This window comes from Salmonella sp. SG203, assembly GCF_013350575.1.
Lineage (GTDB): Bacteria > Pseudomonadota > Gammaproteobacteria > Enterobacterales > Enterobacteriaceae > Salmonella > Salmonella enterica.
Genome location: NZ_SNMT01000010.1, coordinates 104,725 through 127,970, shown reverse-complemented (window position 1 = coordinate 127,970; position 23,246 = coordinate 104,725). Strand labels below are relative to the sequence as shown.

General features: G+C 53.6%; 22 protein-coding genes and 2 tRNA genes. 6 read left to right on the top strand and 18 right to left on the bottom strand.

Annotated elements, in window-relative coordinates; genetic code table 11:
* Nucleotides 1-118 precede the first annotated feature (118 nt).
* Nucleotides 119-637 (top strand): protein/nucleic acid deglycase, encoded by a 519-nt coding sequence (yhbO, locus tag HV477_RS15765; protein WP_000037599.1) that lies wholly within the window; start codon nt 119-121, stop codon nt 635-637.
* Here yhbO and HV477_RS15760 read toward each other — a convergent pair.
* A complete protein-coding gene (locus tag HV477_RS15760) occupies nt 617-1,060 on the bottom strand; it encodes a YhbP family protein (RefSeq protein ID WP_000380404.1) in 444 nt (147 codons plus the stop codon). The two genes, yhbO and HV477_RS15760, sit on opposite strands and share 21 nt — an antisense overlap.
* 37 nt (nt 1,061-1,097) lie before the next feature.
* Between HV477_RS15760 and HV477_RS15755 the strand changes: the two genes are divergently transcribed.
* Nucleotides 1,098-1,415: a GIY-YIG nuclease family protein gene (locus tag HV477_RS15755; protein ID WP_000928379.1), complete on the top strand. Its 318-nt coding sequence runs from the start codon at nt 1,098-1,100 to the stop codon at nt 1,413-1,415.
* On the opposite strand, the gene HV477_RS15750 is transcribed toward HV477_RS15755, so the two are convergent.
* A complete protein-coding gene (locus HV477_RS15750) occupies nt 1,402-1,905 on the bottom strand; it encodes a GNAT family N-acetyltransferase (RefSeq protein WP_000908562.1) in 504 nt (167 codons plus the stop codon). The genes HV477_RS15755 and HV477_RS15750 overlap by 14 nt on opposite strands.
* Entirely contained in the window at nt 1,899-2,423 is a 525-nt protein-coding gene (locus tag HV477_RS15745) for an SCP2 domain-containing protein (protein ID WP_000884721.1), read from the bottom strand. The genes HV477_RS15750 and HV477_RS15745 overlap by 7 nt, the downstream gene beginning before the upstream one ends.
* A gap of 216 nt (nt 2,424-2,639) precedes the next feature.
* Between HV477_RS15745 and HV477_RS15740 the strand changes: the two genes are divergently transcribed.
* The 3 genes from HV477_RS15740 (at nt 2,640) to HV477_RS15730 (ending at nt 5,707) form a co-directional block, all read left to right on the top strand.
* Nucleotides 2,640-3,635 carry a peptidase U32 family protein gene (locus tag HV477_RS15740; protein WP_000421309.1) on the top strand — a complete coding sequence of 332 codons (996 nt, stop codon included), beginning with the start codon at nt 2,640-2,642 and terminating at the stop codon, nt 3,633-3,635.
* On the top strand, nt 3,626-4,522 hold the full coding sequence (locus HV477_RS15735; protein WP_077248493.1) for a U32 family peptidase: 897 nt from the start codon (nt 3,626-3,628) through the stop codon (nt 4,520-4,522). The genes HV477_RS15740 and HV477_RS15735 overlap by 10 nt, the downstream gene beginning before the upstream one ends.
* Nucleotides 4,523-4,699: 177 nt before the next feature.
* Nucleotides 4,700-5,707 (top strand): LLM class flavin-dependent oxidoreductase, encoded by a 1,008-nt coding sequence (locus HV477_RS15730; protein ID WP_023243847.1) that lies wholly within the window; start codon nt 4,700-4,702, stop codon nt 5,705-5,707.
* Nucleotides 5,708-5,797: 90 nt separating this feature from the next.
* Here HV477_RS15730 and mtr read toward each other — a convergent pair whose 3' ends face one another.
* The 12 genes from mtr to HV477_RS15670 all read right to left on the bottom strand — a co-directional run bounded on the left by mtr (nt 5,798) and on the right by HV477_RS15670 (nt 19,588).
* Nucleotides 5,798-7,042 carry a tryptophan permease gene (mtr, locus tag HV477_RS15725; RefSeq protein WP_000224387.1) on the bottom strand — a complete coding sequence of 415 codons (1,245 nt, stop codon included), beginning with the start codon at nt 7,040-7,042 and terminating at the stop codon, nt 5,798-5,800.
* A 151-nt stretch (nt 7,043-7,193) separates the two neighbouring features.
* Nucleotides 7,194-9,083 (bottom strand): ATP-dependent RNA helicase DeaD, encoded by a 1,890-nt coding sequence (gene deaD, locus HV477_RS15720; RefSeq protein ID WP_061375832.1) that lies wholly within the window; start codon nt 9,081-9,083, stop codon nt 7,194-7,196.
* Nucleotides 9,076-9,156, bottom strand: a complete 81-nt coding sequence (yrbN, locus tag HV477_RS15715) for a protein YrbN (protein WP_010723222.1) — start codon at nt 9,154-9,156, stop codon at nt 9,076-9,078. The genes deaD and yrbN overlap by 8 nt, the downstream gene beginning before the upstream one ends.
* A 105-nt stretch (nt 9,157-9,261) precedes the next feature.
* Nucleotides 9,262-10,146: a lipoprotein NlpI gene (nlpI, locus tag HV477_RS15710; protein ID WP_000802069.1), complete on the bottom strand. Its 885-nt coding sequence runs from the start codon at nt 10,144-10,146 to the stop codon at nt 9,262-9,264.
* A gap of 109 nt (nt 10,147-10,255) precedes the next feature.
* The gene (gene pnp, locus HV477_RS15705) at nt 10,256-12,391 is read right to left on the bottom strand and encodes a polyribonucleotide nucleotidyltransferase (RefSeq protein WP_001670767.1); all 2,136 of its coding nucleotides are present in this window, start codon (nt 12,389-12,391) and stop codon (nt 10,256-10,258) included.
* A 241-nt stretch (nt 12,392-12,632) separates the two neighbouring features.
* Complete coding sequence (gene rpsO, locus HV477_RS15700; protein WP_000059465.1) at nt 12,633-12,902, bottom strand: 30S ribosomal protein S15; 270 nt, start codon at nt 12,900-12,902, stop codon at nt 12,633-12,635.
* A 150-nt stretch (nt 12,903-13,052) separates the two neighbouring features.
* Nucleotides 13,053-13,997, bottom strand: coding sequence for a tRNA pseudouridine(55) synthase TruB (gene truB, locus HV477_RS15695; RefSeq protein ID WP_000089672.1), 945 nt, complete (start codon nt 13,995-13,997; stop codon nt 13,053-13,055).
* Nucleotides 13,997-14,398: a 30S ribosome-binding factor RbfA gene (rbfA, locus tag HV477_RS15690; RefSeq protein ID WP_001040200.1), complete on the bottom strand. Its 402-nt coding sequence runs from the start codon at nt 14,396-14,398 to the stop codon at nt 13,997-13,999. Before rbfA ends, truB begins: the two co-directional genes overlap by 1 nt.
* 220 nt (nt 14,399-14,618) lie before the next feature.
* A complete protein-coding gene (infB, locus tag HV477_RS15685) occupies nt 14,619-17,297 on the bottom strand; it encodes a translation initiation factor IF-2 (RefSeq protein ID WP_000133064.1) in 2,679 nt (892 codons plus the stop codon).
* Between the two features lie 24 nt (nt 17,298-17,321).
* On the bottom strand, nt 17,322-18,824 hold the full coding sequence (gene nusA / locus HV477_RS15680; RefSeq protein WP_001031038.1) for a transcription termination factor NusA: 1,503 nt from the start codon (nt 18,822-18,824) through the stop codon (nt 17,322-17,324).
* A 27-nt stretch (nt 18,825-18,851) separates the two neighbouring features.
* Nucleotides 18,852-19,304 carry a ribosome maturation factor RimP gene (gene rimP, locus HV477_RS15675; RefSeq protein ID WP_000105461.1) on the bottom strand — a complete coding sequence of 151 codons (453 nt, stop codon included), beginning with the start codon at nt 19,302-19,304 and terminating at the stop codon, nt 18,852-18,854.
* Between the two features lie 207 nt (nt 19,305-19,511).
* A tRNA-Met gene (locus HV477_RS15670) sits at nt 19,512-19,588 on the bottom strand.
* Nucleotides 19,589-19,931: 343 nt separating this feature from the next.
* Between HV477_RS15670 and argG the strand changes: the two genes are divergently transcribed.
* Nucleotides 19,932-21,275 (top strand): argininosuccinate synthase, encoded by a 1,344-nt coding sequence (argG, locus tag HV477_RS15665; protein ID WP_114063930.1) that lies wholly within the window; start codon nt 19,932-19,934, stop codon nt 21,273-21,275.
* Nucleotides 21,276-21,360: 85 nt separating this feature from the next.
* Here argG and HV477_RS15660 read toward each other — a convergent pair whose 3' ends face one another.
* From HV477_RS15660 to secG, 3 genes are all read right to left on the bottom strand, one after another.
* The gene (locus tag HV477_RS15660; protein WP_052932760.1) at nt 21,361-22,425 is read right to left on the bottom strand and encodes a DUF1963 domain-containing protein; all 1,065 of its coding nucleotides are present in this window, start codon (nt 22,423-22,425) and stop codon (nt 21,361-21,363) included.
* A 335-nt stretch (nt 22,426-22,760) separates the two neighbouring features.
* Nucleotides 22,761-22,847, bottom strand: a tRNA-Leu gene (locus HV477_RS15655).
* 13 nt (nt 22,848-22,860) lie between these two features.
* The gene (gene secG / locus HV477_RS15650) at nt 22,861-23,193 is read right to left on the bottom strand and encodes a preprotein translocase subunit SecG (protein WP_000272680.1); all 333 of its coding nucleotides are present in this window, start codon (nt 23,191-23,193) and stop codon (nt 22,861-22,863) included.
* Between the last annotated feature and the right edge of the window lie 53 nt (nt 23,194-23,246).

Below are 23,246 nucleotides of genomic sequence, written 5' to 3'. Positions count from 1 at the left end.
ACAGATTTGTCCACCTTGCACTCTCGGCCCTATCGACCAGGCTTAATAGTCTACGAGGTAAGTATCCATCATTGTGGAAAATTTGCCTTACCCGACGCCACCACTGCGGAGGAAACGCATGAGTAAGAAAATTGCCGTTTTGATTACCGATGAATTTGAAGATTCAGAATTTACCTCGCCGGCTGCAGAATTCCGTCAGGCCGGCCATGAGGTCATCACCATCGAAAAAGAGGCGGGTAAAACGGTGAAAGGAAAAAAAGGCGAGGCCAGCGTCACCATTGATAAGGCTATTGATGACGTTCGTCCCGACGAGTTCGACGCCTTGCTATTGCCGGGAGGTCATTCGCCGGACTACCTGCGCGGCGACAGCCGTTTCGTGGATTTTACCCGCGATTTCGTTAACAGCGGTAAACCGGTTTTTGCCATTTGCCACGGCCCACAGTTGTTGATCAGCGCCGATGTCATTCGTGGCCGCAAACTCACGGCGGTGAAACCGATTATTATCGATGTGAAGAATGCGGGCGCGGAATTTTACGATCAGGAAGTCGTCGTCGATAAAGATCAGCTGGTGACCAGCCGCACGCCTGACGACCTGCCGGCATTTAACCGCGAGGCGCTACGCCTGCTGGGCGCGTGAGTCGCGTAACCAGTGCAGTTTTTTACCAAACCCCAGCGTGTTGTCGGTGAATTTAATTTCATCCAGCCGGATTTCCCATACCGGCGCTGGCAGCACCCTGGCGACCGGGAAGCGACGAAGGTAAGCTTTACGCGCGGCGTCGCTCTCCTGCCCCTCCAGACGGCGAATTTCCCCTTTAAACTGTACGCCGCGAATGCGCGCCACCGTTTTCGGCTGACCATTGACCGTTCCCGCAACTGGCGCGCACGCGCCAGACATTTGCGCATGGCGGGTTTTATCATCCGTTAACAGATACAGCGCGACGTTTTGCGCATCAAACAAATAAAACGCATTGGCGCACCACAGCTCTCCCTCATGGTGTACGCACCAGGTCACCACGTGTTGTTTCGCCAGCCAACGGCCAATAGCGGTAAGTGTGTCCATCTTTATTCTCGCTTATACTGGGAACCTGAAAATTATCATGCTGATGGCGACAATGACACCCTGGTATCTGTATCTGATTCGTACTGCAGACAATGCGCTTTACACCGGAATAACCACCGATGTGGCGCGTCGTTACAGGCAGCATCAAACGGGAAAAGGCGCAAAAGCATTACGGGGAAAAGGCGAGTTAACGCTGGCGTTTGCGGCGCAGGTCGGCGATCGCTCGCTGGCCCTGCGCATAGAGTATCGCATCAAACAGCTCACAAAGCGCCAGAAAGAGCGCCTTGTGACGGAACGCGAAGCGTTTGAGGCGCTGCTGTCCAGCCTGCAAACGCCGGTGCTTAAAAACGATTGAAGTGGTCGTGATACTCCACCAGCCCCGTCACGCCCTCCAGCGCATCCTCAGCCAAACGGTGTACCTGGAAAGCGCTTTCCGTACCGGGCCAACGGCAGTGAAGATCGTAATGCGCGGCCAGCTCAAAACCGAAGCGGCTATATAACGCCGGATCGCCCAGCGTCACGACCGCCGCGTAGCCGAACTCGTTGAGCGAATCCAGCCCTTCATACACTAACTGGCGCGCCAACCCTTGCCCGCGATACTTTTCATCGACCGCCAGCGGCGCCATGCCGACCCACTGTAAATCTTCGCCCTGCACATCAACCGGACTAAAGGCGACATAGCCCACCACCTGACCTTCATCATCCGTGGCCACCAGTCCGAGCGTCAGAAAACCATCTTCACGCAAATCGTGAACCAGCTTCGCTTCCGCATCGCTTTCGAATGAACGGCGTAACAGCGCATCAATACCAGGCGCATCAATAGGAATTTCTACTCGAATTAGCATGGTTCACCTACCGAGGTCTGTTTGGTTTCCGGCGAGTTTTTCATTCCCGCCTCAACAAAATCCGCCAGTTGCAGCAGCATAACGCGTAACGCTTTCGGCATCTGCTCCAGTTCGATGGCGTCCATCAGATTCTTCACATACAACCCTAACTCAGTATCGCCTTCAATGACCAGTCGACGCTGGAAAAAGAGCGTATCCGGGTCCTGTTTACGGGCAGCTATCATTAGCAGATCGCTGGCGTCGGCGCTAAAACTGACGTCAGCATCCGCCTGCTGGCTAACGATCAGCTTTTCATTTTCAACCGTGGTATACCATTTTAAGTCGATGTCACGAACATGAATGCTTAACCAACGACCTTCGAGGAATTCCAGCTCTCCATCGGCCAGCGCCTGACGAAACTGCCAGCTCAGAACCTGTTCCAGAACCTGGCGCTTTAGCGCAAAGGGCGTCAGTTTAACCGGTACACTCATCAGAGACGGGCCAGCATGGACTAAGCGTGAACGCAGTTTATCTAACACGAGCTTTACTCCCTGTTTCAATAGTCCTGTTATTTTGCCATATCCAATAAATCACATGGCGGCGTAAATCAACAATTGGGTCTGATTTTCTACCCCATTATTGGTGTTACCAATACGCCTTTAACTGCCTTAAATCAAAAATTGTCGCAGCAAGGTTAACTAAAATCCCTGTTCGTTAACAATTTTGCGTCTCAGACGTAACCCTCAGGATAAATTATGGAGCTGCTCTGCCCTGCCGGAAATCTCCCGGCGCTGAAGGCGGCCATCGAAAACGGCGCTGACGCCGTTTATATCGGGTTAAAAGACGATACCAATGCCCGTCATTTTGCCGGCCTTAACTTTACCGAAAAAAAATTGCAGGAAGCGGTGAGTTTTGTTCACCAGCATCGCCGCAAATTACACATCGCCATTAATACTTTTGCGCATCCGGACGGCTATGCCCGCTGGCAGCGCGCCGTGGATATGGCGGCGCAGCTTGGCGCCGACGCGCTGATTCTTGCCGACCTCGCTATGCTGGAATATGCCGCAGAGCGTTACCCGCATATTGAGCGCCATGTTTCCGTTCAGGCCTCGGCAACCAACGAAGAGGCGATTCGCTTTTATCACCGCAACTTTGATGTCCACCGTGTAGTACTGCCGCGTGTACTGTCGATTCACCAGGTAAAACAACTGGCCCGCGTCACGCCGGTGCCGCTGGAGGTATTCGCGTTTGGCAGCCTGTGCATTATGGCGGAAGGTCGCTGCTATCTTTCTTCCTACCTGACGGGGGAGTCGCCCAATACCGTCGGCGCCTGCTCTCCCGCCCGCTTTGTCCGTTGGCAGCAAACGCCGCAGGGGCTGGAATCGCGCCTGAATGATGTCCTGATTGACCGTTACCAGGATGGCGAAAACGCAGGCTACCCAACGCTGTGTAAAGGCCGCTATTTAGTGGACGGCGAGCGCTATCACGCGCTGGAGGAGCCAACCAGCCTGAACACGCTGGAACTGCTGCCGGAGCTCATGGCGGCGAACATCGCTTCGGTGAAGATCGAAGGCCGCCAGCGCAGCCCGGCCTACGTCAGCCAGGTGGCGAAAGTGTGGCGCCAGGCGATCGATCGCTGCAAAGCCGCCCCGCAAAACTTCGTTCCACAGCGCGACTGGATGGAGACGCTCGGCGCGATGTCCGAAGGCACCCAAACCACGCTTGGCGCATATCACCGTAAATGGCAGTGAGAGGAGCTATGAAATATTCCTTAGGACCGGTGCTTTATTACTGGCCGAAAGAGACGCTGGAAGATTTTTATCAGCAGGCCGCAAAAAGCAGCGCTGATGTCATTTATCTGGGCGAAGCGGTGTGCAGCAAGCGTCGCGCAACCAAAGTCGGCGACTGGCTGGAAATGGCGAAATCCCTCGCCGCCAGCGGTAAGCAGGTGGTGCTCTCCACCCTGGCGCTGGTACAGGCGTCATCTGAATTAAGCGAGCTGAAACGCTATGTGGACAACGGCGATTTTCTGCTGGAAGCCAGCGATCTTGGCGTGGTGAATCTGTGCGCCGAGCGCAAACTGCCGTTTGTCGCCGGCCATGCGCTGAACTGCTACAACGCGGTCACGCTGCGCCGGTTGCTGAAAGAAGGCATGGTACGCTGGTGTATGCCGGTGGAGCTGTCTCGCGACTGGCTGGTGAATTTGCTTAATCAGTGCGATGAACTGGGCATCCGCAATCAGTTTGAAGTGGAAGTGTTGAGCTACGGGCATCTGCCGCTGGCCTACTCCGCTCGCTGCTTTACCGCCCGTTCGGAAGACCGCCCGAAAGATGAGTGCGAAACCTGCTGTATCAAGTATCCAAACGGTCGTGACGTGCTCTCGCAAGAGAATCAGCAGGTGTTTGTGCTTAACGGTATTCAGACCATGAGCGGCTATGTCTATAACCTTGGCAACGAACTGACGTCGATGCAGGGATTGGTCGATATCGTGCGGCTGTCGCCGTTGGGGACGGAGACATTTGCCATGCTTGATGCCTTTCGCGCTAACGAAAACGGCGGCGCGCCATTAGCGCTTGCCGCGCATAGCGACTGCAACGGCTACTGGAAGCGGCTGGCCGGGCTGGAGCTACAGGCCTAGCCGGATGGCGGCATAAATACCTTATCCGGCCTACAAATAGCGATCCCGTAGGCCCGATAAGCGCAGCGCCATCGGGCATTGTTTTTGCCGTCAGTCTCATAAAGCTCACTTTGTTAACAACATTCGCTAATCTTTAATGCAGTATTAAAAGATTAACCGGTAACAAAGTGAGCCGTTATGACTGACAAAACTATTCCGTTCTCGGTGCTGGATCTGGCGCCGATCCCTGAAGGATCTTCGGCAAAAGAAGCCTTCACGCACTCGCTGGATCTCGCACGGCTGGCTGAAAAGCGCGGTTATCACCGCTACTGGCTGGCGGAACATCACAACATGACCGGTATCGCCAGCGCGGCGACCTCGGTATTGATTGGTTATCTGGCGGCCAATACCACAACATTACATCTTGGCTCCGGCGGCGTGATGCTGCCTAACCATTCACCGCTGGTGATTGCCGAGCAGTTCGGCACGCTGAATACGCTCTACCCGGGACGTATCGACTTAGGATTGGGACGCGCGCCGGGTAGCGATCAGCCGACGATGCGCGCGCTACGTCGCCATATGAGCGGCGATATCGATAACTTTCCACGCGATGTCGCAGAGCTGGTGGACTGGTTCGACGCTCGCGACCCTAATCCGCATGTGCGCCCGGTGCCCGGCTACGGCGAGCAGGTCCCGGTCTGGCTGCTGGGCTCCAGCTTGTATAGCGCACAGTTGGCGGCCCAGCTTGGCCTGCCGTTCGCCTTTGCTTCGCATTTCGCGCCGGATATGTTGTTCCAGGCGCTGCATCTGTACCGTACCCAGTTCAAACCTTCAGCGCGGCTGGAAAAACCGTACGCGATGGTGTGTATCAATATTATCGCCGCCGACAGCAACCGCGACGCCGAATTCCTGTTTACCTCCATGCAGCAGGCTTTCGTGAAGCTACGCCGTGGGGAAACCGGCCAACTGCCGCCGCCGATTGAGAATATGGAGACCTTCTGGTCGCCATCCGAGCAGTATGGCGTGCAGCAGGCGCTGAGTATGTCGCTGGTCGGTGATAAAGCGAAAGTCCGCCACGGGCTGGTGTCCATTCTGCGGGAAACCCAGGCGGATGAAATTATGGTAAACGGGCAGATTTTCGACCACCAGGCACGCCTGCATTCGTTTGATTTAGCGATGGATGTGAAGCAGGAATTGTTGGGGTAGCGCATTGTTTTGCCCGGTGGCGCTTCGCTTACCGGGCCTACAGCATCAAGTAGGCCGGATAAGATGCAACCGCCATCCGGCACAATAACGTTACTGGTACACCGGCAGCAAATTAAAGCTCGACAGAATATGGATAACCGCGTTGCCGACACCGAAGACCAGAATCAGGGCAATCATCGGTTTACCGCCCCAGACGCGGAATTTCGGGCTGCCGAAACGTTCGCGAGATTTACGCGCCAACAGCGCAGGCACAATGGCCGCCCAGATAGTTGCAGCTAAACCTGCATAGCCAATGGCGTACAGGAAGCCGTTCGGCCACAGCAGGCCACCGACAATTGGCGGCACAAACGTCAGCAGCGCCGTTTTAAAACGCCCCATTGCCGAGTCGTCAAAACCAAACAGATCCGCCAGATAGTCAAACAGCCCCAGCGTCACGCCAAGGAAGGAACTGGCGACAGCAAAGTTAGAGAACACCACCAGCAGCAGATCCAGGCTGCGGCTGTTCAGCACGCCGCTCAACGCCTGTACCAGCACATCAATATTGCCGCCTTTCTGCGCAATGCCGATAAATTCCGGACGCGGGATGTTGCCCATCGTCCCCAGCAGCCAGACGGAATAGAGCGCCAGCGCCAGTAACGTCCCATAAATCAGGCATTTGACGATGGTACGCGGATCTTTGCCGTAATATTTCATCAGGCTCGGTACGTTACCGTGATAACCAAAAGAGGCCAGACAAAATGGCAGCGTCATCAGCAGGTACGGCGTATATGACGCGTGGCTTTCAGCCACGTTAAACAACGTGGCAGGCTGAACGTGCCCCAACAGGCTGCCGAAGGTCAGGAAGAAAGTAATCACTTTCGCGCCCAGTACAATCGCCGTCATCCGACTGACCGCCTTCGTACTCAGCCACACGACAAACGCCACCAGCAGCGCAAAGGCAAAACCTGCAGCTCGCGCCGGAACGTTCAGCGACATCTCAGCAAAGGTATGATGCAGAATTGAGCCGCTCGCCGAGATATAGGCGTAAGTCAGGATGTAGAGCACAAAGGCAATAGAAATGCCGTTGACCACGTTCCAGCCTTTCCCCAACAGATCTTTGGTGATGGTGTCGAAACTCGAACCTATGCGGTAGTTAAGGTTGGCTTCGAGAATCATCAGCCCGGAGTGCAGCATACAAAACCAGGTAAAGACCAGCGCCGCCATCGACCAGAAGAACCACGCCCCGGACATGACCACCGGCAGGGAGAACATCCCCGCGCCAATGATGGTGCCGCCGATAATCACCACGCCGCCAAGCAGCGAAGGTGACGTTTGGGTGGTGGTAAGTGTTGCCATTCAGCTCTCTCCAGTCATTTATAATGTGACTATCTCTCAATACGTTGCACTGTACCAGTACACGAGTACAAAAGAAATAAAAAAAGCCCCGATTGTGACGATCGGGGCTGTATATTTTACTTTACGCTGTGAATGCGCAGGTCAGCGTGAGTTACGCATCGCTGCCGAAACGACGGCGACCGGTAGAGTCATCACGACGCGGACCACGGCTTTCACGACGCTCGCCGCTGAAGCGACGACCATCACCACGACCGCCTTCACGACGTTCGCCGCTGAAATTACGACCGCCTTCACGACGTTCGCCACTGAAGCTACGACCACCGCCGCGACGTTCGCCGCCCGCGTGCGGAACCGCATCACCCAACAGCTGCATATTCATCGGCTTGTTCAGAATGCGAGTACGCGTGAAGTGCTGGAGCACTTCGCCCGGCATACCTTTCGGCAGCTCGATGGTGGAGTGAGACGCGAACAGCTTAATGTTACCAATGTAACGGCTGCTGATGTCGCCTTCGTTAGCGATAGCGCCCACGATATGACGAACTTCAACGCCGTCATCACGGCCCACTTCAATGCGGTATAACTGCATATCGCCAACGTCACGACGTTCACGACGCGGACGTTCTTCACGGTCGCCACGCGGGCCACGGTCATTACGATCGCGCGGACCACGGTCGTCACGGTCACGGAATTCACGCTTAGGACGCATCGGCGCATCCGGCGGCAGAATCAGCGGACGCTCGCCCTGCGCCATTTTCAGCAGTGCGGCAGCCAGCGTTTCGAGATCCAGCTCTTCACCTTCAGCAGACGGCTGGATTTTCGCCAGCAGCGCACGGTACTGATCCAGATCGCTGCTTTCCAGTTGCTGCTGAACTTTCGCGGCGAATTTTTCCAGACGGCGTTTACCCAGCAGTTCTGCGTTCGGCAGTTCCACTTCCGGAATGGTCAGCTTCATGGTGCGTTCGATGTTGCGCAGCAGACGACGCTCGCGGTTCTCAACGAACAGCAGCGCGCGACCGGCGCGACCCGCACGGCCGGTACGACCGATACGGTGAACGTAGGACTCGGAATCCATCGGGATATCGTAGTTCACCACCAGGCTGATACGTTCAACGTCCAGACCACGTGCCGCAACGTCGGTAGCGATCAGGATGTCCAGACGACCATCTTTCAGGCGTTCCAGAGTCTGCTCACGCAGCGCCTGGTTCATATCGCCATTCAACGCGGCGCTGTTGTAGCCGCTACGTTCCAGCGCTTCTGCTACTTCCAGGGTCGCGTTTTTGGTACGCACGAAGATAATCGCCGCATCAAAGTCTTCCGCTTCCAGGAAACGCACCAGCGCTTCGTTTTTACGCATACCCCAGACAGTCCAGTAGCTCTGGCTGATGTCAGGACGGGTAGTCACGCTGGACTGAATGCGCACTTCCTGCGGCTCTTTCATAAAGCGGCGGGTAATGCGACGAATCGCTTCCGGCATGGTGGCGGAGAACAGAGCGGTCTGATGACCTTCCGGGATCTGCGCCATAATAGTTTCAACGTCTTCGATGAAGCCCATACGCAGCATTTCGTCGGCTTCATCCAGCACCAGACCACTCAGTTTAGAGAGGTCGAGGGTGCCGCGTTTTAAGTGATCAAGCAGACGTCCCGGCGTACCGACAACGATCTGCGGCCCCTGACGCAGGGCGCGTAACTGCACGTCATAACGCTGACCGCCGTACAGGGCAACCACGTTTACGCCGCGCATGTGTTTAGAGAAATCCGTCATGGCTTCGGCAACCTGTACCGCCAGTTCGCGGGTTGGCGCCAGCACCAGAATCTGAGGTGCCTTCAGCTCAGGATCAAGATTGTTGAGCAGCGGTAAAGAGAACGCTGCGGTTTTGCCGCTACCGGTCTGGGCCATGCCCAGCACGTCGCGACCGCCCAGCAGATGCGGAATGCACTCTGCCTGGATTGGAGATGGTTTTTCGTAACCCAGATCGGTAAGGGCTTCAAGGATAGGAGCCTTCAGCCCCAGATCTGCAAAAGTGGTTTCGAATTCAGCCATGTAGTACGTGTGCCTCAAAATTAATGGCGGCCAGTCTACATAACTCATCATGAAATTGATCTGCAATTTTCATTGAAAAGTGTGAACCGGCTCAAAGTAGGTGTATTAACGAACAACAACGCCCTCACCCGCGAAGGTGATGGCAATCAAAAAGATTACGGGCTGATATGTTCGTCAGCTATTGCTGGTCCGATTCTGCCAGGTCATCTTGGTCCTGGCCCAGGAGCGATAATTCCAACAATGCGTATCGGTGCTCAACAAAGTTATGAACGTTGTTGGCCACCGCCAGTTTGAACAGAGCCGTGGCGCTGTCCAAATCCCCCAGACTTAGGTAATACTTACCTAAATAGAAGTTGGTTTCACTGAGATGCTCAGCGAGCGAGGTGTTATCCGTTGCGTCCGCCTTGAGCCTTTCCATCAGCGTTGCTTCGCTAATGTCGCCCAGGTAGAACTCGACAATGTTCCATCCCCATTGCTCTTTATCCGATTTTTCGAAGCGTGCTTTTAACGCTTCTTTCGCCTGCTTCTCATTAAGCTTCTGCTCAACAAGATACAGCCACAGGCTGCGGTAAGGATCATTGGGATCGTCTTGATAAAACGCCAGCAGATCATCTTGCGCTAACTTATCACGGCCGCCGTAATACAATGCGATACCGCGGTTTAAGTGCGCGTAGTTGTAAGTTGGATCAAGCTCTAGTACAGAATCAAACGCTTCATAGGCAGCATCAAAATTGCCTGCCTGCGTTAAATAAATGCCTAAGTAATTGAATACTTCAGGCATATCCGGTCTGATTGCCAGCGCTTGTGAAAAATCATTTCGCGCTAATGCCCTCAAACCAAGACTATCATACAACACTCCGCGCTCATATAAAAGCTGTGCGCGTTCGTCATCGGTTAAAGCCCGACTGGCAAGAATCTGTTCCATACGCGCCAGAATCACTTCCTGCTGTAAAGTCGGTTGCAATGGTACTGCGAGGACTTCACTTTTACGCCAGGCGGAATTACTGCATCCTGCAAGCGTAAGTGCTGTCGCAACGAAACACCAGCGCAAAAAAGGCTTCATTTCCCACTCCCGAAGACAACGATTGAATGAACGTCCTGTTCCCCGGTGGCTCAACAAGGCGTCCAGCCAGGTCTAAAGCCCTCCGCACTGCGGAGGGCAAAAGGCTACCTTACTCGGCCTGTTCGCTCGCCGGAGCTTCCGGCGCAGCCGCAGGTTGAGACTGCTCGGTTGCTTCTTTAATGCTCAGACGTACACGGCCCTGGCGGTCAACTTCCAGAACCTTAACCGGGACTTCCTGACCCATCTGCAGATAATCGGTCACTTTCTCTACACGCTTATCCGCGATTTGAGAGATGTGAACCAGACCTTCTTTACCGCCGCCGATGGCAACAAACGCGCCAAAGTCAACGATACGGGTCACTTTACCATTGTAGATACGGCCGACTTCGATCTCTGCGGTGATCTCTTCGATACGACGGATAGCGTATTTCGCTTTTTCACCGTCGGTCGCCGCGATCTTCACAGTACCGTCATCTTCAATTTCGATGGTGGTGCCGGTCTCTTCAGTCAGCGCGCGGATCACAGAACCGCCTTTACCGATCACGTCTTTGATCTTGTCCGTGCTGATCTTGATGGTATGGATACGCGGCGCAAATTCAGAGATATCGCCGCGCGGCGCGTTGATCGCCTGTTCCATCACGCCCAGGATGTGCAGACGCGCGCCTTTAGCCTGGTTCAACGCAACCTGCATGATCTCTTTGGTGATACCTTCAATTTTGATATCCATCTGCAGCGCAGAGATACCGTCGCGGGAACCCGCCACTTTGAAGTCCATATCGCCCAGGTGATCTTCGTCGCCCAGAATGTCAGACAGTACAACGTAGTTGTCGCCTTCTTTCACCAGACCCATAGCGATACCTGCTACGGCGGCTTTAATTGGTACGCCAGCGTCCATCAGCGCCAGAGAAGCGCCGCACACGGAAGCCATAGAAGAAGAACCGTTGGATTCGGTGATTTCAGACACCACGCGAACGGTGTACGGGAATTTATCCATGTCCGGCATCACTGCCAGCACGCCGCGCTTCGCCAGACGACCGTGACCAATTTCACGACGCTTCGGAGAACCGACCATGCCGGTTTCGCCTACGGAGTACGGAGGGAAGTTGTAGTGGAACAGGAAGCTGTCAGTGCGCTCGCCCATCAGTTCATCAAGCACCTGCGCGTCACGGGCAGTACCCAGAGTCGCGGTAACCAGCGCCTGCGTTTCACCACGGGTAAACAGAGCGGAACCGTGAGTTCGCGGCAGTACGCCAGTACGCACGTCCAGACCACGGATCATGTCTTTTTCACGGCCATCAATACGCGGCTCGCCTGCCAGTACGCGGCTACGCACCACGTTTTTCTCGATAGCGTGCAGGATTTCGCCCAGCTCGTTAGCATCCAGAGTTTCATCTTCTGCAATAAGCTGCTCGATGGTTTCGGATTTGATTACGTCAACCTGAGCATAGCGCTCTTGTTTATCGGTGATGCGGTACGCGTCGCTCAGACGAGATTCAGCCAGCGCAGCAACACGCGCGTTCAACGCGTCGTTGACGGCTTCCGGCTGCCAGTCCCAACGCGGTTTACCGGCTTCTTTCACCAGATCGTTGATCGCCTGGATAACAACCTGCTGCTGCTCGTGACCGAATACCACCGCGCCCAGCATAGTGTCTTCGCTCAGCAGTTCAGCTTCGGATTCCACCATCAGCACAGCCGCTTCGGTACCGGCAACCACCAGGTCCAGCTTGCTTTCTTTCAGCTCGTCCTGGGTCGGGTTCAGCACGTACTGGTCATTGATGTAACCTACGCGCGCCGCGCCGATTGGGCCGTTGAACGGAATGCCTGACAGCGACAGCGCAGCGGATGCGCCGATCATCGCCACGATATCCGGGTTAACCTGCGGGTTAACGGAAACGACGGTCGCAATAACCTGCACTTCGTTAACGAAACCTTCCGGGAACAGCGGACGAACCGGGCGGTCAATCAGACGCGCGATCAGGGTTTCGCCTTCGCTTGGACGGCCTTCACGACGGAAGAAGCTGCCCGGGATACGACCAGCAGCGTAGGTACGCTCCTGATAGTTAACGGTCAGTGGGAAGAAGTCCTGGCCTGGCTTGGCTTTTTTCTGGCCGACAACGGTAACGAATACGGCGGTGTCATCCATGCTTACCATAACAGCGGCAGTGGCCTGACGCGCCATCATGCCAGTTTCCAGCGTAACGGTATGCTGACCGTACTGGAATTTACGAACGATCGGATTAAGCAAAATAATATCCTTTCCAATTTTTGACGGCATAATACGCGCCGTCGTTAATACCCGATCTTCTGCGCATCCTCGCGACTAATGACAACCCTAACCCTGATATGGGTAAAGCCTCTCATTAGCCGCGCGAACCTCTGCAACGGAAGATCATTCATAGCAACAATACATTAGTTTCCAGCGAATTGCTGCCATCTGCTGGAAAAAAGGGGCCATGAAGGCCCCCTCTTTCTGAAACTCGAAAGAATTAGCGACGCAGACCCAGACGCTCAATCAGCGCGGTGTAGCGTGCAACATCTTTACGTTTCAGGTAGTCGAGCAGTTTACGACGCTGAGAAACCATACGCAGCAGACCACGACGGCTGTGGTGATCTTTTTTATGCTCTGCAAAGTGACCCTGCAGGTGGTTAATCTGTGCAGTCAACAGAGCAACCTGAACATCGGTAGAACCGGTGTCGTTTGCGTCACGACCGAACTCAGAAACGATTTTAGCTGTAGCTTCAGTACTTAGAGACATTTTAAAACTCCAAAGTATTTAAGAATGAGAGGACGCCGATCTCTAATTCAGCGATCCCAGTGTACGCCGCGTAAACTGTTAAATAATTTACGCGACGTTAAGCGGCGGTATTCTACTCGCAGCGCTCTCTTATCGCAAGACGAAGCGACATTACGCTGGGTACTCTACTACCAGCCGACGAGGCGCGACACGGCCTTCGTCGTCAATTTCGCCCATACCGATAAATTTATCGTCTTCACCTTCCGTCACACGAACCAGTCCCTTCAACGGCGCGCCCGCGGTACGAACCGGGTTGCCATTTTTGAAGTATACCGAAGATGTTAACGGTAGATTAACAACAGGATAGTCCGAAGCTGGACTGTCCATTGGCATCAATAATGGATCGAGCAACTGCGCCGCCGGAACGCCCTGCTGTTCCGCCTGTGCTACCAGCGTCTGCAAATGCTCCAGCGTCACCATACGATCCACCGGATACTTGCTGACCGTCAGACGACGCAGGTACGTTACGTGCGCGCCACAGCCCAGTTTCTCACCTAAATCATCAATAATGGTACGAATATAGGTGCCTTTGGAGCAATGAACTTCCAGCTCCAGCTCGTTACCTTCATGGCGAATAAACAGCAGTTCGTAGACGGTAATCGGGCGGGCTTCGCGCGGCACTTCAATGCCCTGACGCGCATATTCGTACAGTTTCTTACCCTGATACTTCAGCGCCGAATACATTGACGGAATCTGCTCAATATCGCCGCGGAAAGTCTCCAGCGCGCTCGCAAGTTGCTCTGCGCTGAAGGTTACCGGACGTTCCTGCACGATTTGACCATCGGCGTCAGAGGTATCCGTGCGCTGCCCCAGACGGGCAATAACACGATAGCGTTTGTCAGAATCCAGCAGGTACTGCGAAAATTTTGTCGCTTCGCCGAGGCAAATCGGCAACATGCCGGTCGCCAGCGGGTCCAGCGCGCCGGTATGCCCGGCGCGGTTGGCATTGTAGATGCGCTTAACTTTTTGCAGCACGTCATTGCTGGACATACCCTGCGGCTTATCCAGCAGCAGAACGCCGTGAATGTCGCGGCCACGACGACGAGGACGACTCATCAGTCCTCCTTGCTGTCGTCCGGGTTCACACGACGTTCTTCGTCATGTTTCACCACGTTAGTCACCAGGTTGGACATACGCATCCCTTCCACCAGCGAGTTGTCGTAGAAGAAGGTCAGTTCCGGTACGATGCGCAGACGCATCGCTTTACCCAGCAAGCTGCGGATGAAACCAGACGCTTCCTGCAGGGCCTTAATGCCGTTTTTCACAGCCGCTTCGTCCTGATCGTTGAGGAACGTCACGAATACTTTGGCGTATGCCAGATCGCGGGACATTTCGACACCGGAGACGGTAGTCATCATGCCCAGGCGCGGGTCTTTAATTTCGCGCTGCAGGATGATTGCGATCTCTTTTTGCATCTCTTGCGCTACGCGCTGAGGGCGACCAAATTCTTTCGCCATAATAAATTCTCCAGAATAAAGACAAAAAAGGGGCCATAAGCCCCTTTTTAAATTTCTTGCCGGGTGGCGCTTCGCTTACCCGGCCTACGCCTAATCATCTTCTAAGGATTTTGGATTGCAACAAGGCGGCAAGCTCGTAAATCCCCGGGAGCATAGATAACTATGTGACCGGGGTGAGCGAGCGCAGCCAACGCCGTTGCGGCCCAAAAGACGACGAAGATTAAGCGATGGTACGTTGGATCTCGATAATTTCGAATACTTCAATCATATCGCCAACGCGAACGTCGTTGTAGTTCTTCACGCCGATACCACATTCCATGCCGTTACGGACTTCGTTAACGTCATCTTTGAAGCGGCGCAGGGATTCCAGCTCGCCTTCATAGATAACCACGTTGTCGCGCAGTACGCGGATTGGGTTATGGCGTTTAATCGTACCTTCGGTAACCATACAGCCCGCGATCGCGCCGAATTTCGGCGATTTGAACACATCGCGCACTTCAGCCAGACCGATAATCTGCTGTTTCAGTTCCGGAGACAGCATACCGCTCATCGCCGCTTTCACTTCGTCGATCAGGTTATAGATGACGGAGTAGTAACGCAGATCCAGGCTTTCAGATTCGATCACTTTACGCGCAGAGGCATCGGCACGAACGTTGAAGCCCACCAGAATGGCGTTGGACGCCGCCGCCAGGGTCGCGTCGGTTTCGGTGATACCACCTACGCCAGAACCGATGATCTTCACTTTCACTTCGTCGGTAGACAGTTTCAGCAAGGAGTCGGAGATCGCTTCCACAGAACCCTGTACGTCGGCCTTCAGCACGATGTTCACTTCGTGAACTTCGCCTTCGGTCATGTTGGCGAACATGTTCTCGAGTTTAGATTTCTGCTGACGAGCCAGTTTAACTTCACGGAATTTACCCTGACGATACAGAGCAACTTCACGCGCTTTCTTCTCGTCACGAACGACGGTCACTTCGTCACCGGCAGCCGGAACGCCGGACAGGCCGAGGATTTCCACCGGAATGGACGGACCCGCTTCCAGCACTTCCTGACCCAGTTCGTTACGCATCGCACGCACGCGACCGTATTCGAAGCCACACAGCACGATATCGCCCTTATGCAGCGTACCTTCACGAACCAGCACGGTAGCCACCGGACCACGACCTTTATCCAGGAAGGATTCGATCACCGCACCGCTCGCCATACCTTTACGAACGGCTTTCAGTTCCAGAACTTCGGCCTGCAGCAAGATAGCATCAAGCAGTTCGTCAATACCGGTGCCCGCTTTCGCAGACACGTGAACGAACTGGCTCTCGCCGCCCCACTCTTCCGGCAGAATGCCGTACTGGGACAGTTCGTTCTTAACGCGATCCGGATCGGCTTCCGGCTTATCGATTTTGTTCACCGCAACCACGACCGGCACACCTGCCGCTTTCGCGTGCTGGATAGCTTCGATAGTCTGCGGCATCACGCCGTCGTCTGCCGCTACCACCAGAACCACGATATCCGTTGCCTGGGCGCCGCGAGCACGCATAGAAGTAAATGCGGCGTGGCCCGGGGTGTCCAGGAAGGTGATCATCCCGTTGTCAGTTTCAACGTGGTAAGCACCGATGTGCTGGGTAATGCCGCCCGCTTCGCCAGAGGCTACTTTCGTGGAACGAATGTAGTCCAGCAGCGAGGTTTTACCGTGGTCAACGTGACCCATGATGGTCACAACCGGAGCGCGCGGTTCAGCCGCAGCGCCGGTATCACGGTCGCTCATTACCGCTTCTTCCAGTTCGTTTTCACGACGCAGGATAACTTTGTGGCCCATCTCTTCGGCAACCAGTTGTGCGGTTTCCTGGTCGATGACCTGGTTGATGGTGGCCATGGCGCCCAGCTTCATCATCGCTTTGATGACCTGAGAACCTTTCACCGCCATCTTGTTCGCCAGTTCGCCAACGGTGATGGTTTCACCGATCACCACGTCACGGTTAACGGCCTGAGCGGGCTTCTGGAAGCCTTGCTGTAAAGAAGACCCTTTACGCTTGCCGCCTTTACCGCCGCGAACCGCAGCACGCGCTTCTTCGCGATCGGCTTTGGATTCGGCATGTTTGCCTTTTTTCGCCGGACGCGCCGCTTTTGCATTACGGCCACGACCACGACCGCCTTCTACTTCACGATCGTTTTCGTCTTCGGCCTGGCGCGCGTGCTGAGAAGTGGTGACATGATAGTCACTGGTGTCTTCTACTGGCTCAGGCGTTGCGGTCCATTTGTTTTCTTCCGCCATGCGGCGAGCTTCTTCTGCTACACGACGCGCTTCTTCTTCGAGTTTGCGACGTGCTTCTTCTTCCGCTTTACGCTTCAGCTCTGCAGCTTCATTCTCACGGCGGGCTTTTTCGGCCTGGGCGGTTTTGGTCATATCGTCAGTCTGTTGATTGCTCACTTTGTCTTTTTCCGCAGCTTCACGTTTCGCTTTTTCAGCGGCTTCACGCTTAGCTTGTTCTGCGGCCTCGCGTTCAGCTTTTTGTTGCGCCTCGCGTTTGGCCTGTTCTTCTGCCTCACGACGGGCTTGCTCTTCCGCTTCACGCTGCGCCTGCTCTTCCGCGGCCAGGCGTTCAGCCTCTTGCGGATCGCGTTTCACAAAGGTGCGCTTCTTGCGGACTTCGATTTGTACCGATTTACTTTTTCCACCGGTACCTGGAATATTCAGGGTGCTGCGCGTTTTACGCTGCAGCGTCAGTTTATCGGGACCAGAAACCGCTTCGCGGTTCAGGTGCGCCAGTAAAGTCTGTTTTTCTTGTGCGGACACAGAGTCGTCAGCAGATTTCCGGATACCTGCATCAGCAAACTGCTGTACCAGGCGATCCACGGAAACCTGTCTCTCTGCGGCCAGCGCTTTTAGGGTTACATCTGTCATGCTGTTCCTTCCTGCTACAGTTTATTACGCTTCGTCGCCGAACCAGCAAATATTACGGGCAGCCATAATCAGCTCACCGGCTTTTTCGTCGGTCAACCCTTCGATATCAGCCAGATCATCAATGCCCTGGTCGGCGAGATCTTCCAGCGTACAAACACCACGAGCCGCCAGTTTGAAAGCCATATCGCGATCTAATCCTTCCAGATTCAGCAGATCGTCAGCCGGTTTGTTATCACCGAGGCTTGCTTCCTGGTCCTGCGCCAGAGTGGCCAGTGCGTTTTTAGCACGCTCGCGCAGTGCTTCAACGGTCGGCTCATCAAGGCCGTCAATTTCCAGCAGTTCTTTCATTGGCACATAGGCCAGTTCTTCGAGCGTGGAGAAACCTTCTTCTACCAGAACGGTCGCGAACTCTTCATCAATATCAAGATATTTAGTAAAGATCTCGATAGCGGCATGTGCTTCAGCCTGATGTTTAGCCTGCAAGTCATCAACGGTCATTACGTTGAGTTCCCAGCCGCTCAATTGCGAAGCCAGGCGGACGTTCTGACCATTACGTCCGATCGCCTGCGCCAGATTACCGGCTTCAACGGCGATATCCATGGTATGTTTATCTTCGTCCACCACGATAGACGCGACGTCTGCCGGCGCCATCGCATTAATGACGAACTGCGCCGGGTTATCATCCCACAGCACGATATCGATACGCTCACCGCCCAGTTCGGTAGAGACCGCCTGAACGCGCGCGCCGCGCATCCCCACGCAAGCGCCGACCGGATCGATACGTTTATCGTTGGTTTTCACTGCGATTTTCGCACGAGAACCCGGATCGCGAGCCGCCGCTTTAATTTCAATCACTTCTTCGCCGATTTCCGGCACTTCGATACGGAACAGTTCGATCAGCATTTCCGGCTTGGAACGGGTGACGAACAGCTGCGCGCCACGCGCTTCCGGGCGAACAGCATACAGCACGCCGCGGATGCGGTCGCCCGGACGGAAGTTTTCACGCGGCAGCATATCTTCACGCAGAATCACCGCTTCAGCGTTACCGGCCATCCCTTCGGATTTAATTTCCAGAGAGATATTGTCGCGGTTCACTTTCTTCACCACGCCAGTGACAATTTCGCCTTCCTGGTCGCGGAACTGATCGACAACCATCGCGCGTTCAGCTTCACGGACCTTCTGTACGATAACCTGTTTCGCAGTCTGCGTGGTGATACGGTCAAAGGTGACAGATTCAATCTGATCTTCAACATAGTCGCCGACATTCAGGCTTTCGTCTTCAAAACGCGCCGCTTCCAGCGTAATTTCCTTCGTCGGCATGGTCACTTCTTCAACGATCAACCAACGGCGGAAAGTATCAAAATCACCGCTTTTACGATCGATTTCTACACGAACATCGATCTCCTGCTCATATTTTTTCTTTGTTGCTGTCGCCAGCGCACTTTCCAGCGCTTCAAAAATTTTTTCGCGTGGCAGCGCTTTTTCGTTGGAGACGGCTTCAACAACAGCCAAAATTTCTTTGTTCATCGCGGGCTTTTCACCTCATCCAGACTGTTAAAAGTGGGGAACCAGGTTCGCCTTCTGGATATTACTCAGCGCGAACACTTCATCTTTGCCTTCGACTGTGACGGTAATCATTTCACCGTCCACCGCTTTGATAATGCCCTGCCACTTGCGACGGTTCTGTACCGCCATGCGAAGAACCAGCGCGACTTCTTCACCCTGGAAACGCGCATAATGATCGGCAGTGAACATAGGACGGTCGAGACCCGGTGACGAGACTTCAAGGTTGTAAGCCACGGAGATAGGATCTTCAACGTCCAGCACCGCGCTTACCTGGTGGCTCACATCAGCACAATCATCAACATTGATGCCATCTTCACTATCAATATAGATGCGCAGTGTGGATGTGCGACCGCGAATAAATTCGATGCCGACCAGCTCGTAGCCTAAGGCTTCAACTGGCGCTGTAATCATCTCTGTTAATTTTTGCTCTAATGTGGACAAGCCCACCCCCAAGACATAAAAAAAGGGCCTAAAGCCCAGTTATTCTGTAGTCAGATAACAAAAAACCCCGATAAATCGGGGCTTTAGATAACTGAACCCTATAACCGCAACGGCGGTCTGGTGTACCTTCCGAAAGAATTTTTTTCAAATCCAGCTACGAAGGACATAATCTTCACAGTATATTTGAAAAAGAACTCTAAGGGAAAGTGGTTGCGGGGGCCGGATTTGAACCGACGACCTTCGGGTTATGAGCCCGACGAGCTACCAGGCTGCTCCACCCCGCGCCTGAAACGTGGCAAATTCTACTCGTTTTGGGCAAAATTTGCAAATACTGCTGGGATTTGGTACCGAGGACGGGACGTAAAATCTGCGCACAGTATAGTGACCAGGCATGAGTTATGTCAACCCTATTCCCAATATGCAGATGAATGAATATCACTCTTCGTTATACTCATCCCACCTCTCCGGCTTATACACGCATTTCACAACGTTATTTCAGTAAACCTTCACTAAATGCTTCCTGTCTCTGCTAAAAGATGATTAAATGAAAACTCATTTATTTTGCATAAAAATGCACTAAAGCAGAAACCGATCTCATTATCAGTCAATCAAGCAGGGTTCTATTCTATGACGACGATTCTTAAGCATCTTCCAGCAGGTCAACGTATTGGTATCGCTTTTTCCGGCGGTCTGGACACCAGCGCCGCGCTGCTGTGGATGCGACAAAAAGGAGCTGTCCCATATGCCTATACTGCGAATCTGGGACAACCGGATGAGGATGACTATGACGCCATTCCTCGTCGCGCAATGGAGTATGGCGCAGAGAATGCTCGCCTGATTGATTGCCGCAAGCAGTTGGTTGCAGAAGGGATCGCAGCGATTCAGTGCGGCGCTTTCCATAATACGACTGGCGGACTGACCTATTTCAATACCACGCCGCTGGGCCGTGCCGTGACCGGCACGATGCTGGTCGCCGCGATGAAAGAAGATGGCGTAAATATCTGGGGCGACGGCAGCACCTATAAAGGCAACGATATTGAACGTTTCTATCGTTACGGCTTGCTGACCAACGCCGAGCTGCAGATTTACAAACCGTGGCTGGATACCGACTTTATCGATGAGCTGGGTGGTCGCCATGAGATGTCTGAATTTATGATTGCCTGCGGCTTCGACTACAAAATGTCCGTCGAAAAAGCCTACTCCACCGACTCCAACATGTTGGGCGCGACGCACGAAGCGAAAGACCTCGAGTTCCTGAACTCCAGCGTCAAGATCGTCAACCCGATTATGGGCGTGAAGTTCTGGGACGAGAGCGTGAAGATCCCGGCAGAAGAGGTGAACGTCCGCTTCGAGCAGGGCCACCCTGTTGCCCTGAACGGTAAAACCTTCAGCGATGATGTTGAGATGATGCTGGAAGCGAACCGCATCGGCGGCCGTCACGGCCTGGGCATGAGCGACCAAATTGAAAACCGCATCATTGAAGCAAAAAGCCGCGGTATTTATGAAGCCCCTGGGATGGCGCTGCTGCACATCGCTTACGAGCGTCTGTTGACCGGTATTCACAACGAAGACACCATTGAACAGTATCATTCTCATGGTCGTCAGCTGGGTAAACTGCTGTATCAGGGCCGCTGGTTCGACTCGCAGGCGTTGATGCTGCGTGACGGCCTGCAACGTTGGGTCGCCAGCCAGATTACCGGTGAAGTGACGCTGGAACTGCGTCGCGGCAACGACTACTCCATCCTGAACACCGTGTCAGACAACCTGACCTATAAGGCTGAGCGTCTGACCATGGAGAAAGGCGAGTCCGTATTCTCACCGGACGATCGTATTGGCCAGTTGACCATGCGTAATCTGGACATTACCGATACCCGCGAGAAACTGTTCGGCTACGCGAAAGCGGGTCTGTTAACCGCCTCTTCCGCGACCGGTCTGCCGCAGGTTGAGAATCTGGAAAACAAAGGCAAATAAGCCCGCGTCGTTGATGCAACAGGCCGCGAAAGCGGCCTTTTTTGTGAATATCACCCCAGGTTGATGCAAATGGCTGATTTGCCGGTTAATCTAACTGGACAACATTTCGCACCCTGTCAAAGCATTGTGCAGCCATGTCTTTTTCAGTCATCATTATATAGTCAATACCCCCGCCAAAATCCGGCCCAGCGACAGCCAGTAATGCTGTTGTAGAATGAATTTCTTCATCCCAGCTAAAAAGCTGTCGCCACCTTGTATCATTTTGATTCAGTTCATCTTCCACACTACGTTGGAGAGGAATTGTCCACCCTCCCAGAAGATCGCCGGAATAGCAGGCATCAACTCGATACGGGTTGTCCTGTTCGTAATCACTTAACGCGTCATACCATGATTCATACGCTTTCTGCTGCGTAACGCTTAACCCCTCGCAGACTGACGAAACACTGATAACGGAAAGAGGTTCCAGGCACTCAACCTGTGTACACAATTGCCATGGTTCACGAAATTCAATCTTATTGTAAAAAGCCAGCAAGTCATCTGGCACAGCTAGCGTGCTTAATGTATCTACCTCAACATCGTGCCAGAAAACAAAGGGCTGCCGATCTTCCCAGGTAACATCGACAAAGAAGCTCAATAACCCCCGCCTGGGAAGCAGTGGATCAAACCCCGGGAGTAACGCCAGGTCACTCAAGTTTAGTTGGGCAACGAAAGCAAGCGGAAAATCAACCAACTGATTCTCTATGCGGATGTCAATTTCGGTTAATAACCGCTGCTGCACTAACCGATACTTTTCCTCGTCAAAATCTTCCGCTGGCTGCCCAAGCAGCTTACGCCCTTCATTGAACAGCTCATAACTCATTTTCATTTCATGAACAAACCTGGCATTTCGCGTTTTTTCAGCTTTCAGCTTTAGTACGCGAGATGTGGCATTAACCGATTTTTTTCGTATAGGCCAGCTTTGTCCTAATGGCCAGTCGGGTAGACCGCCCAACCGCGATGCCCCCACCTTTACTGTTTCCATATCCCGCAGACAACGTTTAAATGCAATAGCAGCACGTGCCTGTTGCACGACTTTCTCCTGAATAGCAGAGCTCAAATTGGATGTGCGCAATTCAGCAATCAATCCAGCACGATCGAAAAATAAACTCATTAATCTCTTCCTTAGATATTCGGCTCAGTGCAAAGGAAGATTAGATAAAACTACTTGAGCAAAAGATATGGAGGGGGATAACAGATACAAGCATTTCAGATTATAGCTGAGCAACTACTGGCTTCAATGAACGAAGATGATCTCGTAATCGGTGGAGTGAACCTGACGCAGGGAGATCACCAGAGAGGACATACATGAGTATGTATGTAGGGCTATCTCAACGTATTGACGGGGCCATGCCAGGGACGCGTGTAAGCGTACTTCAACCTCCTCTCTGAGAGCAGTTTCAACAGACGAAAAAAAAGACGCTTTTCAGCGTCTTTCTTTCGGAATATTGGTACCGAGGACGGGACTTGAACCCGTAAGCCCTATTGGGCACTACCACCTCAAGGTAGCGTGTCTACCAATTCCACCACCTCGGCACGGATACTGCTATTAGCGCGGGATATCGCTGGTCGGCTGGGCCGGTGCAGCAGGTTGAGTCTGCTCGGTCTTCGCCGGCGCGCTCAGATTTTCCCACTCGCTTCCTTTATTGGTTTTGTTGCTATTGATATTACCCAACACCAGACTGATGATGAAGAACAGCGTCGCCAATACCGCCGTCATTCGGGTCATGAAGTTACCAGAACCACTTGAACCAAATAGCGTAGCGGAAGCGCCTGCTCCGAAGGAGGCTCCCATATCAGCGCCTTTACCTTGCTGCAGCATGATCAGACCTACAAGGCCAATTGCCACAATAAGGAAAACAACTAAAAGAGCTTCGTACATAATCAACCTGTTCCTTGCGGAGTTGCCGCGTACCAATGCTTCTATCAATAAAG

Bases quoted from the DNA above. Each gene is read 5' to 3' on its own strand.
- yhbO (WP_000037599.1), top strand. From the start codon at position 119: ATGAGTAAGAAAATTGCCGTTTTGATTACCGATGAATTTGAAGATTCA.
- HV477_RS15760 (WP_000380404.1), bottom strand. From the start codon at position 1,060: ATGGACACACTTACCGCTATTGGCCGTTGGCTGGCGAAACAACACGTG.
- HV477_RS15755 (WP_000928379.1), top strand. From the start codon at position 1,098: ATGCTGATGGCGACAATGACACCCTGGTATCTGTATCTGATTCGTACT.
- HV477_RS15750 (WP_000908562.1), bottom strand. From the start codon at position 1,905: ATGCTAATTCGAGTAGAAATTCCTATTGATGCGCCTGGTATTGATGCG.
- HV477_RS15740 (WP_000421309.1), top strand. From the start codon at position 2,640: ATGGAGCTGCTCTGCCCTGCCGGAAATCTCCCGGCGCTGAAGGCGGCC.
- HV477_RS15735 (WP_077248493.1), top strand. From the start codon at position 3,626: ATGGCAGTGAGAGGAGCTATGAAATATTCCTTAGGACCGGTGCTTTAT.
- HV477_RS15730 (WP_023243847.1), top strand. From the start codon at position 4,700: ATGACTGACAAAACTATTCCGTTCTCGGTGCTGGATCTGGCGCCGATC.
- mtr (WP_000224387.1), bottom strand. From the start codon at position 7,042: ATGGCAACACTTACCACCACCCAAACGTCACCTTCGCTGCTTGGCGGC.
- deaD (WP_061375832.1), bottom strand. From the start codon at position 9,083: ATGGCTGAATTCGAAACCACTTTTGCAGATCTGGGGCTGAAGGCTCCT.
- yrbN (WP_010723222.1), bottom strand. From the start codon at position 9,156: ATGAAAATTGCAGATCAATTTCATGATGAGTTATGTAGACTGGCCGCC.
- nlpI (WP_000802069.1), bottom strand. From the start codon at position 10,146: ATGAAGCCTTTTTTGCGCTGGTGTTTCGTTGCGACAGCACTTACGCTT.
- rpsO (WP_000059465.1), bottom strand. From the start codon at position 12,902: ATGTCTCTAAGTACTGAAGCTACAGCTAAAATCGTTTCTGAGTTCGGT.
- truB (WP_000089672.1), bottom strand. From the start codon at position 13,997: ATGAGTCGTCCTCGTCGTCGTGGCCGCGACATTCACGGCGTTCTGCTG.
- rbfA (WP_001040200.1), bottom strand. From the start codon at position 14,398: ATGGCGAAAGAATTTGGTCGCCCTCAGCGCGTAGCGCAAGAGATGCAA.
- infB (WP_000133064.1), bottom strand. From the start codon at position 17,297: ATGACAGATGTAACCCTAAAAGCGCTGGCCGCAGAGAGACAGGTTTCC.
- nusA (WP_001031038.1), bottom strand. From the start codon at position 18,824: ATGAACAAAGAAATTTTGGCTGTTGTTGAAGCCGTCTCCAACGAAAAA.
- argG (WP_114063930.1), top strand. From the start codon at position 19,932: ATGACGACGATTCTTAAGCATCTTCCAGCAGGTCAACGTATTGGTATC.
- HV477_RS15660 (WP_052932760.1), bottom strand. From the start codon at position 22,425: ATGAGTTTATTTTTCGATCGTGCTGGATTGATTGCTGAATTGCGCACA.
- secG (WP_000272680.1), bottom strand. From the start codon at position 23,193: ATGTACGAAGCTCTTTTAGTTGTTTTCCTTATTGTGGCAATTGGCCTT.